We start from the raw sequence: 15,568 nt of genomic DNA, 5'->3' as shown, positions 1-15,568 counted from the left end.
TGCGCTGCGCCCTCAGACCTGCTCGAACCCGTCAAGCACATTGACGGCGTTGGTGCCCAGTTCTGCGGCCGCATAACCACCTTCCAGCACAAAGACGGTGGGCAGGCCCAGCCGCGCGAGGCGCTCACCCAACCGGGTGAAATCGGCGGACGCCAGCGCAAACTTGGAGATGGGGTCGCCCTCAAAGGCGTCGAGCCCGAGGGAGATCACCAGGGCGTCAGCCCCCTGGCGGGCAATCCGCGCGCAGGCACTTTCCAGCGCATCGAACCAGGTGGCTGCACTGGTGCCCGCAGGCAGCGGCAGGTTCAGATTGAAGCCTGCGCCCTCGCCCACCCCGGTTTCGTCCGCATGGCCCAGATAAAACGGGTACTCGGTGCGTGGATCGCCATGAATGCTGATGAACAGCACATCGGCCCGGTCGTAGAAGATGCTTTGTGTTCCATTGCCATGGTGGTAATCCACATCGAGCAACGCCACACGCTGTGCCCTCTGGTTGCGCAGCACCTGTGCGGCCACGGCGGCATTGTTCAAAAAGCAATAGCCGCCCATGAAGTCCGGTCCGGCATGGTGGCCCGGCGGCCGTGTGCAGCAAAACGCCGCGCGGGCTCCTTGGGCCACCCGTGTCGCAGCGCTGGCGGCAGCATCGGCCCCCGCCTTGGCTGCAGCCCAGGTACCAGACGCCATGGGGGTGCCGTTGTCCATGGAGTACAGACCCAGACGGGCCACAAAGTTCTCAGGCTCCAGATCGCTGCGCAGGGTACGAACGGGCCAGACCGACGGGAACGGCTGCGCACCCGCATTGGCAGCGTCAAGTGCCAGCCATTGCTGCCAGGCCGTCTTCAGGAAGGCCAGATAACGCGGCGCATGCACCTGCGACAACACGGGGCCGCTGTCCAAGTCCGGGGCCATCAGGCCATGGCCACGCACCCGCAGCGCCTCTTCGACATAGTCCACGCGTGCCGGTTTCTCAAAACAGGGCACGCGTTCACCGCGAAAGAACTCATGGACGGGGGCATGCCCCTGGTGAAACGGGTTGTGGAAGGTGATCATGGGTCGGGGCGTATCGACAGCGGCAAAGAGGCCAGAGAACAAACAGCGCGGCGCCAGAAAACACAGCCGCCGTGGCATATAAAGTCTGACACTTTAGCCGCCCTGCAAGGTGCCGCCGCGGAAACAGCTGCCTATGCCCACGCCCATGAAAAAACCCCTGCAGACCAAAATCTGCAGGGGTTTTCAAATTGGTGGGTGATACATGGATCGAACATGTGACCCCTGCCGTGTGAAGGCAGTGCTCTACCGCTGAGCTAATCACCCGACGTTGGCACCCTGAAGCAGAGTGCTTTCGCAAGAAGTCAAAAGCGTGGTGGGTGATACATGGATCGAACATGTGACCCCTGCCGTGTGAAGGCAGTGCTCTACCGCTGAGCTAATCACCCGTGTCGCTGTGACAGCCTTCGATTATGGCACAGCTTTTCAGGCTGCCTGAACAGTTCGCCAAATTGTTTTGCCGCCACTGGCCTTGTCAATTTGCGCCAGGAGCTCCGCGTGGGCCGTCTGCTCCTGCTCGCTGGCGCGCAGGACAGGGAGGCTCAGCGCTCGCAGGTCGATGGCTGCGACCTTCAGGCCATCACCGCTGTCCTGCGCATCGTCGGCGATCAGCAGGGCATCCTGGCCGCGCGTGAGATTGATGTACACATCGGCCAGCAGTTCCGCATCCAGCAAGGCGCCGTGCAAGGTCCGGCCGGAGTTGTCCACGCCCAGGCGGTCGCACAGGGCATCGAGCGAATTGCGCTTGCCGGGGTACATCTCCTTGGCCATGGCCAGCGTGTCGGTGACGCTCTCCACATAGGTGCGGAACGCGGGGCGTCCCACCAGTTCCAGCTCCTTGTTCAGAAAGCCCACATCGAAAGCAGCGTTGTGGATGATGATCTCGGCGCCCTGAAGGTACTGCACGATGTCGCCCACAACTTCGGCAAATTTGGGCTTGTCCTTCAGGAACTCGTTGCTGATACCGTGCACCTTCAGCGCATCTTCGTGGCTGTCGCGACCCGGATTGAAGTACAGGTGCAGGTTGTTGCCAGTCAGCTTGCGGTTGAGCAGCTCCACGCAGCCCAGTTCAATGATGCGGTCCCCGCCTTCGGCCGAGAGGCCGGTGGTTTCGGTGTCGAGAACGATCTGGCGGGTCATACGTGTCCCCACGCTCGGCACTTCGTGGCCTCGCTGCCCCCCAAGGGGGCGCGAGCTTGCTTGGGGCGGCTCGGCGCTGCGCTCATCTAGTGGTTCTCCTTGGCGTGGTTGATCGTGTACTTGGGAATTTCCACGGTCACATCGGTTTGCGCCAGGATGGCCTGGCACGACAGGCGCGATTGTGGCTCCAGGCCCCAGGCGCGGTCCAGCAGGTCTTCTTCCTCTTCTTCCGCCTCGTTGAGCGAATTCAGCCCCTGGCGCACGATGACGTGGCAGGTGGTACAGGCGCAGCTCATGTCGCAGGCATGCTCGATGTTGATGTGGTTGTCGAGCAAGGCTTCGCAGATTGACGTGCCTGCGGGGGCCGTGATTTCGGTGCCTGCAGGGCAGTATTCGGGATGGGGAAGAATTTTGATGACGGGCATGGGGTGGCTTTTTGTTCGAAGAGATGCGTTCGGCGGGCTCAGAGGGCCTGCACGTTCTTGCCAGCCAGGGCCTGGTGAATGCCCCGGTTCATGCGCAAGGCGGCAAACGCCTCGGTACCCTTGGCCAGGGCATCGGTAGCGGCTTCGATGACAGCGGCATCGTCGGAATCGCGCTGGTGGCGCAGGGCCACCATCAAGGCATCGATGGCGGCGCGCTCCTGCGGGCTCAGCACATCGCCATCCGCATCGAGCGCGCTCTGGGTGGCGATGAGCATGCGGTCGGCGTCCACACGGGCTTCGACCACAGCGCGGGCTTTCATGTCCTGCGCGGCCGTTGCAAACCCGTCCTGCAGCATGCGCGCGATCTGGTCATCGGAGAGGCCATACGACGGCTTCACGTCAATGCGCGCCTCCACACCGCTGCCCTGCTCCTTCGCATTCACGCTCAGGAGGCCATCGGCATCGACGGTGAAGGTCACGCGGATGCGCGCTGCCCCTGCGGCCATGGGCGGAATGCCACGCAGCTCAAAACGCGCGAGGCTGCGGCAGTCTTGCACCAGGTCGCGTTCACCCTGCACCACATGGATCGCCAAGGCGGTCTGACCATCCTTGTAGGTGGTGAAGTCTTGCGCCTTGGCGGTGGGAATGGTCTCGTTGCGCGCCACGATGCGCTCCACCAGCCCGCCCATGGTTTCGATGCCCAGCGACAGTGGAATCACATCGAGCAGCAGCAGGTCCCCCGCCGTGTTGTTGCCCGCCAGCTGGTTGGCCTGGATGGCAGCACCCAGGGCCACTACCTCGTCGGGGTTGAGGTTGGTGAGCGGCGGTTTGGCGAAAAATTCCTCCACGGCGCGCTGCACCTGCGGCATGCGGGTGGAGCCTCCCACCATCACCACCCCCTGAACCTCGTCACGGGCCAGATGGGCGTCGCGCAAGGCACGGCGCACTGCGGCCATGGAGCGTGCCGTCAAGTCGGCCGTGATCGCCTCAAAATCCGAACTTTTGACATCCAATCGTGCTTCAGCGCTTGATAGTAAAGCGCCAAATGCTACCAAATCAGTAGCAGTCAAGGCTTCCTTGCAGGCGCGGGCAGCCATGCGCACGGCGGATTTGTCCGCTGCAGTGATCGCCTGAAGTCCCAGCTGTTGCAGCACCCAGTCGGCCAGCACGGCGTCGTAGTCATCCCCGCCCAAGGCCGAATCGCCCCCCGTGGAAATGACTTCAAAAACGCCCTGCGTCAGACGCAGGATCGAGATGTCGAAAGTGCCCCCGCCCAGGTCATACACGGCGTAGACCCCCTCGCTGGCATTGTCCAGTCCATAGGCAATCGCAGCCGCCGTAGGCTCGTTGATCAGGCGGAGCAGATGGATGCCCGCCAGCTTGGCCGCATCCTTGGTGGCCTGGCGCTGGGCGTCGTCGAAGTAGGCGGGCACGGTGATCACCGCGCCATACAGATCGTCATTGAAGGTGTCTTCGGCCCGGTAGCGCAGGGTCGCCAGAATCTCGGCGCTGACCTCGACGGGCGACTTGTGGCCATCCACCGTCGCAAGGCTGACCATACCCTCTGCGCCCTCGCCACCGGCGGTAACAAAGTCGTAGGGCAGCTTGCCCGCTTCCGCCACGTCTTTCAGGCCACGCCCCATAAAACGCTTGGCAGAGGCAATGGTGTTGCGAGCATCCTTGGCCTGCGCAGCCACGGCGTCGTATCCGATCTGGCGCCTGCCCTTTTCGAGGTAACGGACTACCGAAGGCAGCAGTACCCTGCCCTGCGCGTCGGGCAGGCATTCGGACACACCATTGCGCACGGCGGCAACCAAAGAATGGGTGGTGCCCAGGTCGATGCCTACGGCGATGCGCCGCTGGTGTGGGTCGGGGGATTGGCCGGGTTCGGAAATCTGCAGAAGCGCCATGAAATTTCGGGTCTCAACGTGGTGGGGCACACCATCACATCAGCAAGCGACATGGGGGCCCCAAGGGGAAAGCAAATCCGCTCTATTGTCCCAGTTGCTCTCGGCGGCGTTCAATATCGTCCGCAAATCGCGCAATGAACATGAGGGCTCTGACCTGGCGGGCCGCGCCTGCGTAGTCCTGCTGCTGGTCGATGAGTTGCTCGCACTGTGCCAGCGCGGCGCGGCGGGCCTGGGCGACACCATCGTCCAGCGCATCGAGTTCGCTCTCGGCGCGGGCATCTTCCAGCGCCTCGCGCCACTCCATCTGCTGCATCAAAAACGCAGCAGGCATAGCCGTGTTGTCCTCGGCGCGGATGGGCGCACCATGCAGTTCACACAGGTAGGCGGCGCGGCGCATCGGGTCTTTCAGGCGCTGGTAGGCCTCGTTGATGCGCACGGACCACTGCATGGCCACGCGCTGCGCCGCCGCACCCTGCGCCGCAAACTTGTCGGGGTGGGCTTCGCGCTGCAGCTCTTTCCAGCGCGCGTCGATGGCATTGCGCTCCTGCGCAAAGCGGCGCGAGATGCCAAACAGTTCAAAGTCGTCAGATTGCAGGTTCATGCGCGGAGCAACGGGGGGCGAAACATCCAAGAAAAAACCGCCAGCACGCAGCGCGATGGCGGTTTGACGGCACGAAGGCGGCAGGCGCTCAAACGCGGAAACTCTCCCCACAACCGCAGCGGTCACGCTCGTTGGGGTTGTTGAACTTGAAGCCCTCATTGAGGCCCTCGCGTACGAAGTCCAGCTCCGTGCCGTCGATGTAGGCCAGGCTCTTGGGATCGATCAGCACCTTGACGCCGTGGTTTTCAAACACGATGTCCTCGGGCTCGCTGTCGTCCACATATTCGAGCTTGTAGGCAAGCCCCGAGCATCCGGTCGTCTTGACCCCCAGGCGCACGCCCAGGCCCTTGCCTCGGCGGGACAAGTAGCGGTTGACGTGCCGGGCAGCGGCTTCTGTCAGCGTGATGGCCATATCTCTCTCGGTTGCTCAGGCAGCGGCTGTTGCAGTAGCTGCGTGCTTGGTCTTGTAGTCGAGCACGGCAGCCTTGATGGCATCTTCGGCCAGGATGGAGCAGTGGATCTTGACGGGCGGCAGAGCCAGCTCTTCGGCGATCTCGCTGTTCTTGAGGGCCGCCGCCTGATCCAACGTCTTGCCCTTGACCCACTCGGTCACGAGCGACGACGAGGCGATGGCCGAGCCGCAGCCATAGGTCTTAAAACGCGCATCTTCGATCACGCCGGTTTCAGGGTTCACCTTGATCTGCAGCTTCATCACGTCGCCGCAGGCAGGCGCGCCGACCATGCCGGTGCCCACAGAATCGTCACCCTTGTCGAACGAACCCACGTTGCGGGGGTTTTCGTAATGGTCAACCACTTTTTCTGAGTAAGCCATGATGTGTACCTCTTCAATTCTTTCAAAATCTTCAGGGATTCAGTGCGCTGACCACTGGATGGTGCTGATGTCGATGCCGTCCTGGTACATCTCCCACAGCGGGCTGAGTTCACGCAGGCGGGCCACGTTCTCACGGATGGTGGCAATGGCGTAGTCGATCTCTTCCTCGGTGGTGAAACGGCCGATGGTCATGCGCAAGCTGCTATGGGCCAACTCGTCGCTGCGACCCAGGGCGCGCAGCACATAGCTGGGCTCCAGGCTGGCCGAGGTGCAGGCTGAACCCGACGACACCGCCAAACCCTTGATCCCCATGATGAGCGATTCGCCTTCGACGAAATTGAAGCTCATGTTCAGGTTCTGCGGCACGCGGCGCTCCATGCTGCCGTTGATGTAGACCTGCTCGATGTCTTTCAGGCCGTCCAGCAGGCGTTGCTGCAGGGCCTGGGCCTTGGCATTGCTCTCGGCCATTTCTTCCTTGGCGATGCGAAAGGCTTCGCCCATGCCCACGATCTGGTGCGTGGGCAAGGTGCCCGAACGCATGCCACGCTCGTGGCCACCACCGTGCATCTGCGCTTCCAGCCGAACGCGCGGCTTGCGGCGCACATACAGGGCACCGATGCCCTTGGGGCCATAAGTCTTGTGGGCCGTCATGCTCATCAGATCGACGGGCAAGGTGGCCATGTCGATGGCAACCCGGCCCGTGGCCTGCGCGGCATCCACATGCAGCAGGATGCCCTTTTCGCGGCACAGCGCGCCGATGGCAGGAATGTCCTGGATGACGCCGATTTCGTTGTTCACGAACAGGATGCTGATCAGCACGGTGTCCGGGCGGATGGCGGCCTTGAGCGCATCCATGTTGACCAGCCCGTCGTCCTGCACATCCAGGTAAGTGGCCTCAAAACCCTGGCGCTCCAGCTCGCGCATGGTGTCCAGCACCGCCTTGTGCTCGGTCTTGAGCGTGATGAGATGCTTGCCCTTGCCCTTGTAGAACTGCGCAGCCCCTTTGAGCGCCAGATTGATGGACTCGGTCGCACCACTGGTCCAGACAATCTCGCGGGGGTCGGCTCCGATCAGGTCGGCCACCTGCACGCGCGCTTTCTCGACCGCTTCTTCAGCCTCCCAGCCCCAGGCGTGGCTGCGCGATGCCGGGTTGCCGAAATGTTCGCGCAACCAGGGAATCATGGCATCCACCACACGGGGATCCACGGGGGTGGTAGCACCATAGTCGAGATAGATGGGAAAGTGCGGGGTCATGTCCATGGCTGGCTCAGTGATGGTTGCTGGCTGGCAAACTCAGTAAGAAACAAAAACGAGGCTTGAAAACTGTTCAGGGCGGTGCCGACCCCAGGGCCGACACAAGCCCTTGGGCTATCAGGATTTGGCGAAAACGTTGCCCAGTGCGAACACGGAATTCGGAGCATTCACGCGGATGGGCTTGACCACCGGCGTCGTCGAGATGGCGCGGCGCACGACGGGCTTGTCTTCGATCTGCACGCCTTTGGCGATCTGCTCGTCCACGAGCTTTTGCAGGGTGACGGAATCCAGGAACTCCACCATGCGCTGGTTGAGCGATGCCCACAGCTCATGCGTCATGCAACGGCCGGCTTCGCCCAGGCAGTTTTCCTTGCCGCCGCACTGCGTGGCGTCAATGGGCTCGTCCACCGAGACAATGATGTCAGCCACCGTGATGTCACCGGCCTTGCGAGCAAGTGTGTAACCACCACCAGGACCACGGGTAGATTCCACCAGCTCATGGCGGCGAAGCTTGCCGAAAAGCTGCTCCAGGTACGACAGCGAAATCTGCTGACGCTGGCTGATGGCCGCAAGGGTAACGGGCCCATTGTTCTGGCGCAGGGCCAGGTCAATCATGGCGGTGACCGCAAAACGGCCTTTGGTTGTGAGACGCATCGCAAGCTCCTTGTGCTAAGGCTTGTTCGTTGTAGAAACCGCCTTCGCTGGCTGATGGCCAGCAAGGCACCGTCTCCGCCCCTTACTCCGAACAGTCGCCTGCCACGGAGCCCTTCATCGCTGGGCTGTTTTCTTGAGTATTTTGTAGGAGTATAACACAAATCCCTATCGATTCTGTCGGGTTAAAAAACCAACTAGTTTTAAATCGACTTGATAGTTATTTCCAATTGTTCACTCGCCCATTACAAGGCCACCGAATCATTGCCGTGTGCACCAAATGCCTGGTCCTTGAGCCGCGTGAGCTGGTCCCGTACCCTTGCCGCCTGCTCGAATTCCAAGTTGCGCGCGTGTTCCAGCATGAGTTTTTCGAGCCGCTTGATCTCGCGCGCCACATCTTTTTCTGACATGTCCTCCACCTTGGCGCGCTGCAGGGCTTCCTGCTCCAGCCGCTGCGCATCCTTTCCGGCCTTCTCGCTGTAAACCCCGTCAATCAGGTCTCTTACCCGCTTGACAATGCTGCGCGGCGTGATTCCGTGTGCCTCGTTGTGTGCGATCTGCTTGATGCGCCGACGTTCCGTCTCGCCCATGGCTTTTTTCATGGACTCCGTGATGCGGTCTGCATAAAGGATGGCCCGGCCATTGAGATTGCGCGCCGCGCGGCCAATGGTCTGGATCAGGCTGCGCTCAGCCCGCAGGAAGCCTTCCTTGTCGGCATCCAGGATCGCCACCAGGGACACCTCAGGGATGTCCAGCCCCTCCCGCAGCAGGTTGATGCCCACCAGCACATCAAAAGCACCCAGGCGCAGGTCACGAATGATCTCCACACGCTCCACTGTGTCCACATCGCTGTGCAGGTAGCGCACCTTCACGCCGTTATCCGTCAGGTAGTCGGTCAGCTGCTCCGCCATGCGCTTCGTCAGGGTAGTAATGAGTACGCGTTCATGCTTTTCGACACGAATGCGTATTTCTTGCAGCACATCATCCACTTGATGCGTTGCGGGCCGCACTTCCACCTCAGGGTCCACCAGTCCGGTGGGGCGCACCACCTGGTCCACGATCTGGCCGGAGTGAGTGCGCTCGTAGTCCGCGGGCGTGGCGGTGACAAAGATCACCTGCCGCATGCGCTGTTCGAACTCCTCGAACTTGAGCGGCCGGTTGTCCAGCGCCGATGGCAGGCGAAAGCCATACTCCACCAGCGTGGTCTTGCGCGAACGGTCGCCGCTGTACATGGCATTGAGCTGGCCGATCATCTGGTGGCTTTCATCCAGGAACATCAGCGCGTTCTTGGGCATGTAGTCGGTCAGCGTGCTTGGCGGGTCGCCCGGCGCGGCACCCGACAGGTGGCGCGTGTAGTTCTCGATGCCCTTGCAGTGCCCTACTTCGCTGAGCATCTCCAGGTCAAACCGCGTGCGCTGCTCCAGCCGCTGCGCTTCCACCAGCTTGCCGTCGGCCAGCAACTGCTTGAGGCGGTCGGCCAGTTCGATCTTGATGGTCTCCACGGCGGCCAGCACCTTGTCGCGCGGCGTCACGTAGTGGCTGCTGGGGTACACGGTGAAACGCGGGATCTTCTGCTTGACGCGGCCCGTGAGCGGGTCGAACAGCTGCAGGCTCTCGATCTCGTCGTCGAACAGCTCGATGCGGATGGCCAGCTCTGAGTGCTCTGCCGGGAACACGTCGATAGTGTCGCCCCGCACACGGAACTTGCCGCGCGAGAAGTCGGCCTCGTTGCGCTGGTACTGCATGCGGATCAGCTGGGCGATCACGTCGCGCTGACCCAGCTTATCGCCCGAGCGCAAGGTCATCACCATGCGGTGGTAGCTCTCGGGCTCACCAATGCCGTAGATGGCCGAGACGGTGGCCACGATCACCACGTCGGTGCGCTCCATCAGGCTCTTGGTGCACGACAGCCGCATCTGCTCGATGTGCTCGTTGATCGCGCTGTCCTTCTCGATGAACAGGTCGCGCTGGGGCACATACGCCTCGGGCTGGTAGTAGTCGTAGTAGCTCACGAAATACTCCACGGCATTCTTGGGGAAGAACTCGCGGAACTCGCTGTACAGCTGCGCAGCCAGGGTCTTGTTGGGTGCGAAGATGATGGCCGGACGCCCCATGCGGGCGATCACGTTGGCCATGGTGAAGGTCTTGCCAGAACCCGTCACACCCAGCAGCGTCTGGAAGGTTTCTCCGTCGTTCAAGCCTTCCACCAACTTGTTGATGGCCTCAGGCTGGTCGCCCGCCGGTGGATACGGCTGGAACAATTCAAAGGGGGAATTGGGGAAATGGACGAATTCGCCGTCTTGCTTTTCCGTTATGACTTCTGTGATATCCGGCATGGGTGCAGTCAACGATTGGGGGGTAGCGGCCGTTAAAATCGGCGGAACCCGGCACAGTACACCACGCCCGGATTCTTCGCTACTGACAACCTTTCAAGGATTTTCATGTCTCTTTTCACCGCCGTCGAAATGGCCCCCCGCGACCCCATCCTGGGCCTCAACGAGCAATTCAACGCCGACACCAACCCCAACAAGGTCAACCTGGGCGTCGGCGTTTATTTCGACGACAACGGCAAGCTGCCCTTGCTGCAATGTGTGCAGGCCGCAGAAAAGACCATGATGTCCACCCCCACGGCCCGTGGCTACCTGCCCATCGACGGCATCGTGGCCTATGACAACGCCGTCAAGGCTTTGGTATTCGGTGCGGACAGCGAACCCGTCACTTCTGGCCGCGTGGCCACCGTGCAAGCCGTGGGTGGTACGGGCGGCCTCAAGATCGGCGCTGACTTTCTCAAGAAACTCAGCCCCAACGCCAAGGTTCTGATCTCCGATCCCAGCTGGGAAAACCACCGCGCGCTGTTCACCAATGCCGGCTTCGAAGTCGATACCTACGCCTACTACGACGCCGAAAAGCGCGGCGTGAACTTTGAAGGCTTTCTGGCCAGCCTGAATGCTGCCGCCCCCGGCACCATCGTCGTGCTGCACGCCTGCTGCCACAACCCCACCGGCTACGACATCACGCCCGCCCAGTGGGACCAGGTGATTGCCGCCGTCAAGGCCAAGGGCCTGACGCCTTTCCTCGATATGGCCTACCAGGGCTTCGGCCACGGCATCGCCGAAGACGGCGCCGTGATCGGCAAGTTTGTGGCTGCAGGCCTGAACTTCTTCGTCTCCACATCTTTCAGCAAGAGCTTCAGCCTGTACGGCGAGCGCGTGGGTGGCCTGTCGGTGCTGTGCGCCGACAAGGAAGAAGCCTCGCGCGTGCTGAGCCAGCTCAAAATCGTCATCCGCACCAACTACTCCAACCCACCCATCCACGGTGGCGCAGTGGTGGCCGCCGTGCTGAACAATCCCGAGCTGCGCGCGATGTGGGAACAAGAGCTGGCCGAAATGCGCGTGCGCATCAAGGCCATGCGCCAGAAGCTGGTCGATGGCCTCAAGGCCGCCGGTGTGAAGCAGGACATGAGCTTCATCACCACGCAGATCGGCATGTTCAGCTACTCGGGCCTGACCAAGGACCAGATGGTGCGTCTGCGCAATGAGTTCGGCGTGTACGGCACTGACACCGGCCGCATGTGCGTGGCCGCGCTCAACAGCAAGAACATCGACTACGTCTGCCAGTCCATTGCGAAAGTGGTCTGAGTTGGACACTGAAGCGGCGCTCGCGCGCCGCTTTGTGAGCGAAACGCTCCAGAACCCGCACAACGCGGCCCTTCTGGGGCGTTTGCCGTTTCTGGGCCTGCCGGATGTCTGGCTGGTGGCAGGTTGTCTGTTCCAGACGGTGTGGAACCTGCATTCCGGACTGAATCCCACGGCGCACATCAAGGACTACGACCTGTTCTATTTCGATGCGTCGGACCTGTCCGAAGCCGCCGAACAGGCCGTGCAAGCCCGCGTCACCGCCCTCTTTTCCGACCTGCCGATCACCGTGGAAGCCAAGAACCAGGCCCGGGTACACCTCTGGTACGAACGCTGGTTTGGTTACCCCTATGCGCCGCTGCAGTCGGCCCGCAACGGCATCGAGCGTTTTCTGGTGCCCTGCACCTGCGTGGGCCTGCAGCCTGCCGCCGACCCGGGTGTTGAGGAGCCCATGCTCTACGCGCCCTACGGGCTTGAAGAGCTGTATGCGGGACTGCTGCGCCCCAACCCTGCCTGTCCACATCTGCCGCTGTTCCAGGCCAAGGCGGAAAGCTATTGCGGACGCTGGCCGTGGCTGACGATCCGGGCGGGTGACATGCCTGCCTGATCGGTGACGCCGCTAGTTTTCAAGCTTTTTTGGCCTCTAGCGCTTTATCCATAACCGCCACCAGCTATCAAAAAAGAAGCAATTCAAACAATCTGGCGCCCTACCCCATCACCCCCAAAGCACCGACCGCATCGAGATCGATGCCGACTGGTAGCCCGTGTTGAAGAAGCGCGGCATCTCGCTGGGCAACACGGCCCCCGCCGCGTACAACAACGGCAGATAGTGCTCGTGCGTGGGGTGCGCCTGTTTGGCCACGGCACCCAGTTTCTGGAAGTCCTGCAGGGCGCCGAGCTGGCCTTGCTTGATCTGCTCCTGTACCACGGTGTCGAACTCGGTGGCCCAGTCGTACGCCTCGTTGGCGGCCGTGCCACGGCGCGTGAGACGCAGGTTGTGCACCACATTGCCGCTGCCCACGATCAACACGCCCCGCTCACGCAGCGCCTTCAATTGCTGGCCCAGCGCGTAGTGCTCGGCCGGGGCGCGGCTGTAGTCCATGCTCAGCTGCATCACCGGGATCTGTGCCTTTGGAAACATGGGCTTGAGCACCGACCAGGTGCCGTGGTCCAGGCCCCATTCGCCCTCATCCACGCCCAGGGCGCCTCCGGTGGCGGGCGATTTGAGCTCCCCCGCCAGGCTGCGCGCCACCTGCGGCGCACCAGGCGCGGGGTATTGCTGGTCGAACAGTGCCTGCGGAAATCCACCAAAGTCGTGGATCGTCTTGGGGTTGGCCATGCCGGTCAGCTGCCAGCCGCCAGGCGTGAGCCAGTGGGCCGACACACACAGGATGAGCTGCGGCTGAACGGCGCGGGCCGCCAACTCTGCCCCCAAGGCCTGCCAGCTGCGTCGCCAGGCGTTGTCCTCGATGGCGTTCATGGGGCTGCCGTGGCCCACAAACAGCACGGGCATGCGGGGTGACTGCTTGAGCGCCTGCAAAGCGGGTGCCGTGGCGGCGCTGCTCAGGGACGTGGTCATGAAAGCTCCCGGAAAGGCGGCCAGGCCTGTGAGGGCGGCCAAAGAGGTTCTGCGTTGCATGGGTCAGGGAGCGTAACAAATTATGTATAACGCAGGGAGTGAGCCCGCGCGCCCTACGAAGTTCCAGCGCCGCACCTTCCATTCAAAACCACAACACCGAGACAACCCTGAGCCCATGACCACCGCCCTGCCCCAGCCCCTGCGCAACACCCGTGTCCTGAGCCTTGCGCTGAACCTGCCCGGCCCCGCCGCCCTGATGCGCTGCGCGCGCATGGGTGCTGAATGCACCAAGCTCGAACCGCCCCCGCCCCCCGGCTACCCCAGTGCCGACCCCATGGGCATCTACAGCCCGGCGGCCTATGCCACGCTGCACAGCGGCGTGCGTGTGGTGCATGCCCACCTCAAGACCACAGAAGGCCAGGCCACGCTGCACGAGGAACTGGCCCGCACCGATGTGCTGATCACCTCGTTCCGCCCCTCGGCGCTCACCAAGCTGGGCCTCTCCTGGGAGGCGCTGCAAGCGAAGTACCCGCGCCTGTCGCTGGTGCGCATCGTGGGCGCAGCGGCCGAGCGCGCGGAAGAGCCTGGCCACGACCTCACCTATTTGGCCGATGCGGGCCTGGTGACCGGCACCGAGATGCCCCCTACCCTTTACGCCGACATGGGCGGCGCCCTGATGGCCAGCGAGGCCGTGCTGCAGGCCCTGCTGGAACGCGCGCACACCGGCAGCGGCGCGTGCATTGAAGTGGCGCTGGCCGATGCCGCCGCCTGGCTGGCCCAGCCGCGCGACTGGGGCCTGACCACACCCGAGGGCGACGTGGGCGGCAACCACGCTGGCTACCGCATCTACCCGTGCGCCGACGGCCGTGTGGCGGTGGCCGCGCTGGAACCCCACTTTGCCGCCAGCCTGTGCGCCGCCGCAGGCCTGCCCGCCACGGGCGACCCGCAGGTGCTGCGCGCCCGTGCCACCCACACGGCTGTGGCGGCGTTCCTGCGCACACAGACACGCGCACAGCTGGATGCGCTGGCGGTCGGCCAGGACATTCCCTTGCACACCCTGGCCTGAGAACCCCTTTCGCCGATGCAGAAACAGGGCACCGTCATCCGCTGGGACGCCACCCGCGCCTTCGGCTTTATCCGCAGCCCGGACACCTCGGCCGATGTGTTCTTTCACGTGCGGGACTACCGTGGCAGCGCTGCGCCCCGCGAAGGGCTGGCCGTGGTGTACGAAGAAATCCATGTGGGCGGCAAAGGGCCTCGGGCCATGGCCGTGCAGCCCATGGCCCAGCAAGGGGCCGCACCCCAGCCCCGCCCATCGGCCAAATCACCCCCACTGCGGGCTCGACACGAACCGGCGCAGCGGGCTACCAAGCCGCGAACCCAACGCCATCGGCGCCCCGCAGACGCCAGCAGCCCGCCAACTCCCGCAGGCCCGGCGCTGGTGCTGATGCTGGGCTGGGTGGCGCTGCTGGCCTGGGGCTTCTGGGCCGGTCAGCTGCCATGGTGGGTGCTGGGAGCGGCCCTGGCCGTCAACCTCCTCACCTTTCTGGTCTACGCCATCGACAAAAGCGCCGCGCAAAACGGCCAGTGGCGCACCAAGGAAAGCCACCTGCACCTGCTGGGCCTGGCAGGCGGATGGCCGGGCGCATGGTTTGCCCAGCAATGGCTGCGGCACAAGTCCCGCAAGGTGGAGTTCCGCACGGTCTACTGGGCCACCGTGGTGCTGCACTGTGCGGCGCTTGGGGCCTGGGTGGGCGGGTGGCTTCGATAGATGCGCCGCAACTGGAAAATCGCATATCAATTTTGATAGCTGCTCGCGCTTTATGGATAAGCGCCAGAGGCTGTTTTAGTCATATTTCTGGCACTTCCCCTGCGCCGCAAGGGGCGCTGACGCGCAGATTGCCCGCTGGCCTACACCACGCGCCGGGGCCACGGTTTTCAATCGAAAAGGTCTGAAACACCTCGGGAGAAGCCCATGAAACCCCTCGTTCTTGATTCCACCATGACCAACATGGGCGGCGTTTTCTATCCCACCGGCCACGTGTTTGCGCTCTTCCCCGACGAAGACTGCGTGCGTCAGGCGGCCACGGCGCTGCAAGCCGCTGGCCACCAAGGCGAAACCGCCTACGCCAGTCCCGAAGTCATACTGCAGGAGATCGTGCACACGCTGGGCACGGCAGATGCGCCGCTTCCGTCGGTCGGTGCCGAAGGTGACATGGTGCGCCGCATTGCCGACCTGGCCAGCAAGGGCCACCACGGCCTGCTGATCGCCATGGCCGACAAGGACGACGCTGAGACCTTGGTCGCCGCCATTGCTCCCGAGGGCGCGGTCACTGCGTTTTACTACCGCACCTTCATCATCGAAGACCTGATCTCGCAGCCCCAAGACGACGGCCCGCAGTCCGTACTGGTGGGAACCCACGCTGCGGCGCCGTAAACATCGGCGTCAGCCAGACCGGGCAACACAAAGGCGGCGCCAGCGGTGGCCCGCCGT

Annotated in this window: 16 protein-coding genes and 2 tRNA genes; 5 read left to right on the top strand and 13 right to left on the bottom strand. The window is 63.1% G+C overall.

Going from position 1 to position 15,568, the window contains the following annotated elements:
* Window positions 1–12: 12 nt before the first annotated feature.
* From IB243_RS02915 to uvrB, 12 genes are all read right to left on the bottom strand, one after another.
* Window positions 13–1,050, bottom strand: coding sequence for a histone deacetylase family protein (locus tag IB243_RS02915; RefSeq protein ID WP_192424847.1), 1,038 nt, complete (start codon window positions 1,048–1,050; stop codon window positions 13–15).
* Window positions 1,051–1,239: 189 nt separating this feature from the next.
* Window positions 1,240–1,314 (bottom strand) — tRNA-Val (locus IB243_RS02910).
* A 47-nt stretch (window positions 1,315–1,361) separates the two neighbouring features.
* A tRNA-Val gene (locus IB243_RS02905) sits at window positions 1,362–1,436 on the bottom strand.
* Window positions 1,437–1,473: 37 nt separating this feature from the next.
* Window positions 1,474–2,187 (bottom strand): DNA polymerase III subunit epsilon, encoded by a 714-nt coding sequence (gene dnaQ, locus IB243_RS02900; protein ID WP_192424845.1) that lies wholly within the window; start codon window positions 2,185–2,187, stop codon window positions 1,474–1,476.
* 86 nt (window positions 2,188–2,273) lie between these two features.
* Complete coding sequence (gene fdx, locus IB243_RS02895) at window positions 2,274–2,612, bottom strand: ISC system 2Fe-2S type ferredoxin (RefSeq protein WP_010458418.1); 339 nt, start codon at window positions 2,610–2,612, stop codon at window positions 2,274–2,276.
* A gap of 38 nt (window positions 2,613–2,650) precedes the next feature.
* On the bottom strand, window positions 2,651–4,522 hold the full coding sequence (gene hscA, locus IB243_RS02890) for a Fe-S protein assembly chaperone HscA (RefSeq protein WP_192424843.1): 1,872 nt from the start codon (window positions 4,520–4,522) through the stop codon (window positions 2,651–2,653).
* An 82-nt stretch (window positions 4,523–4,604) separates the two neighbouring features.
* Window positions 4,605–5,123: a Fe-S protein assembly co-chaperone HscB gene (hscB, locus tag IB243_RS02885; protein WP_057271701.1), complete on the bottom strand. Its 519-nt coding sequence runs from the start codon at window positions 5,121–5,123 to the stop codon at window positions 4,605–4,607.
* Between the two features lie 88 nt (window positions 5,124–5,211).
* Window positions 5,212–5,535, bottom strand: a complete 324-nt coding sequence (gene iscA / locus IB243_RS02880) for an iron-sulfur cluster assembly protein IscA (RefSeq protein ID WP_008904781.1) — start codon at window positions 5,533–5,535, stop codon at window positions 5,212–5,214.
* 15 nt (window positions 5,536–5,550) lie between these two features.
* Window positions 5,551–5,955, bottom strand: coding sequence for a Fe-S cluster assembly scaffold IscU (gene iscU / locus IB243_RS02875; RefSeq protein ID WP_010458426.1), 405 nt, complete (start codon window positions 5,953–5,955; stop codon window positions 5,551–5,553).
* A 39-nt stretch (window positions 5,956–5,994) separates the two neighbouring features.
* Window positions 5,995–7,215, bottom strand: coding sequence for an IscS subfamily cysteine desulfurase (locus IB243_RS02870; protein ID WP_192424841.1), 1,221 nt, complete (start codon window positions 7,213–7,215; stop codon window positions 5,995–5,997).
* 111 nt (window positions 7,216–7,326) lie between these two features.
* Window positions 7,327–7,863: a Fe-S cluster assembly transcriptional regulator IscR gene (iscR, locus tag IB243_RS02865; protein ID WP_008904778.1), complete on the bottom strand. Its 537-nt coding sequence runs from the start codon at window positions 7,861–7,863 to the stop codon at window positions 7,327–7,329.
* 242 nt (window positions 7,864–8,105) lie between these two features.
* Window positions 8,106–10,196 (bottom strand): excinuclease ABC subunit UvrB, encoded by a 2,091-nt coding sequence (uvrB, locus tag IB243_RS02860; protein ID WP_010458434.1) that lies wholly within the window; start codon window positions 10,194–10,196, stop codon window positions 8,106–8,108.
* A 105-nt stretch (window positions 10,197–10,301) separates the two neighbouring features.
* Between uvrB and IB243_RS02855 the strand changes: the two genes are divergently transcribed.
* Together IB243_RS02855 and IB243_RS02850 are read left to right on the top strand one after the other, a co-directional pair.
* On the top strand, window positions 10,302–11,498 hold the full coding sequence (locus IB243_RS02855; protein ID WP_192424839.1) for an amino acid aminotransferase: 1,197 nt from the start codon (window positions 10,302–10,304) through the stop codon (window positions 11,496–11,498).
* 1 nt (window position 11,499) lies between these two features.
* Window positions 11,500–12,102, top strand: a complete 603-nt coding sequence (locus IB243_RS02850) for a nucleotidyltransferase family protein (RefSeq protein ID WP_225584675.1) — start codon at window positions 11,500–11,502, stop codon at window positions 12,100–12,102.
* A gap of 108 nt (window positions 12,103–12,210) precedes the next feature.
* Here IB243_RS02850 and ygiD read toward each other — a convergent pair whose 3' ends face one another.
* A complete protein-coding gene (gene ygiD / locus IB243_RS02845; protein WP_192425369.1) occupies window positions 12,211–13,116 on the bottom strand; it encodes a 4,5-DOPA dioxygenase extradiol in 906 nt (301 codons plus the stop codon).
* 133 nt (window positions 13,117–13,249) lie between these two features.
* Here ygiD and IB243_RS02840 point away from each other — a divergent pair, with 133 nt between their 5' ends.
* The 3 genes from IB243_RS02840 to IB243_RS02830 all read left to right on the top strand — a co-directional run bounded on the left by IB243_RS02840 (window position 13,250) and on the right by IB243_RS02830 (window position 15,511).
* Window positions 13,250–14,140 carry a CoA transferase gene (locus IB243_RS02840; RefSeq protein ID WP_192424835.1) on the top strand — a complete coding sequence of 297 codons (891 nt, stop codon included), beginning with the start codon at window positions 13,250–13,252 and terminating at the stop codon, window positions 14,138–14,140.
* 15 nt (window positions 14,141–14,155) lie between these two features.
* The gene (locus tag IB243_RS02835) at window positions 14,156–14,845 is read left to right on the top strand and encodes a cold shock and DUF1294 domain-containing protein (RefSeq protein WP_192424833.1); all 690 of its coding nucleotides are present in this window, start codon (window positions 14,156–14,158) and stop codon (window positions 14,843–14,845) included.
* A gap of 204 nt (window positions 14,846–15,049) precedes the next feature.
* Window positions 15,050–15,511, top strand: coding sequence for a hypothetical protein (locus IB243_RS02830; RefSeq protein ID WP_192424831.1), 462 nt, complete (start codon window positions 15,050–15,052; stop codon window positions 15,509–15,511).
* The last annotated feature ends 57 nt before the right edge of the window (window positions 15,512–15,568 follow it).

Source organism: Acidovorax sp. ACV01 (assembly GCF_014851495.1).
Classification (GTDB): Bacteria; Pseudomonadota; Gammaproteobacteria; order Burkholderiales; family Burkholderiaceae_C; genus Acidovorax; species Acidovorax radicis.
The sequence above is the reverse complement of the archived record's forward strand: the minus strand, read 5'-3'. Positions and strand labels throughout refer to the sequence as shown.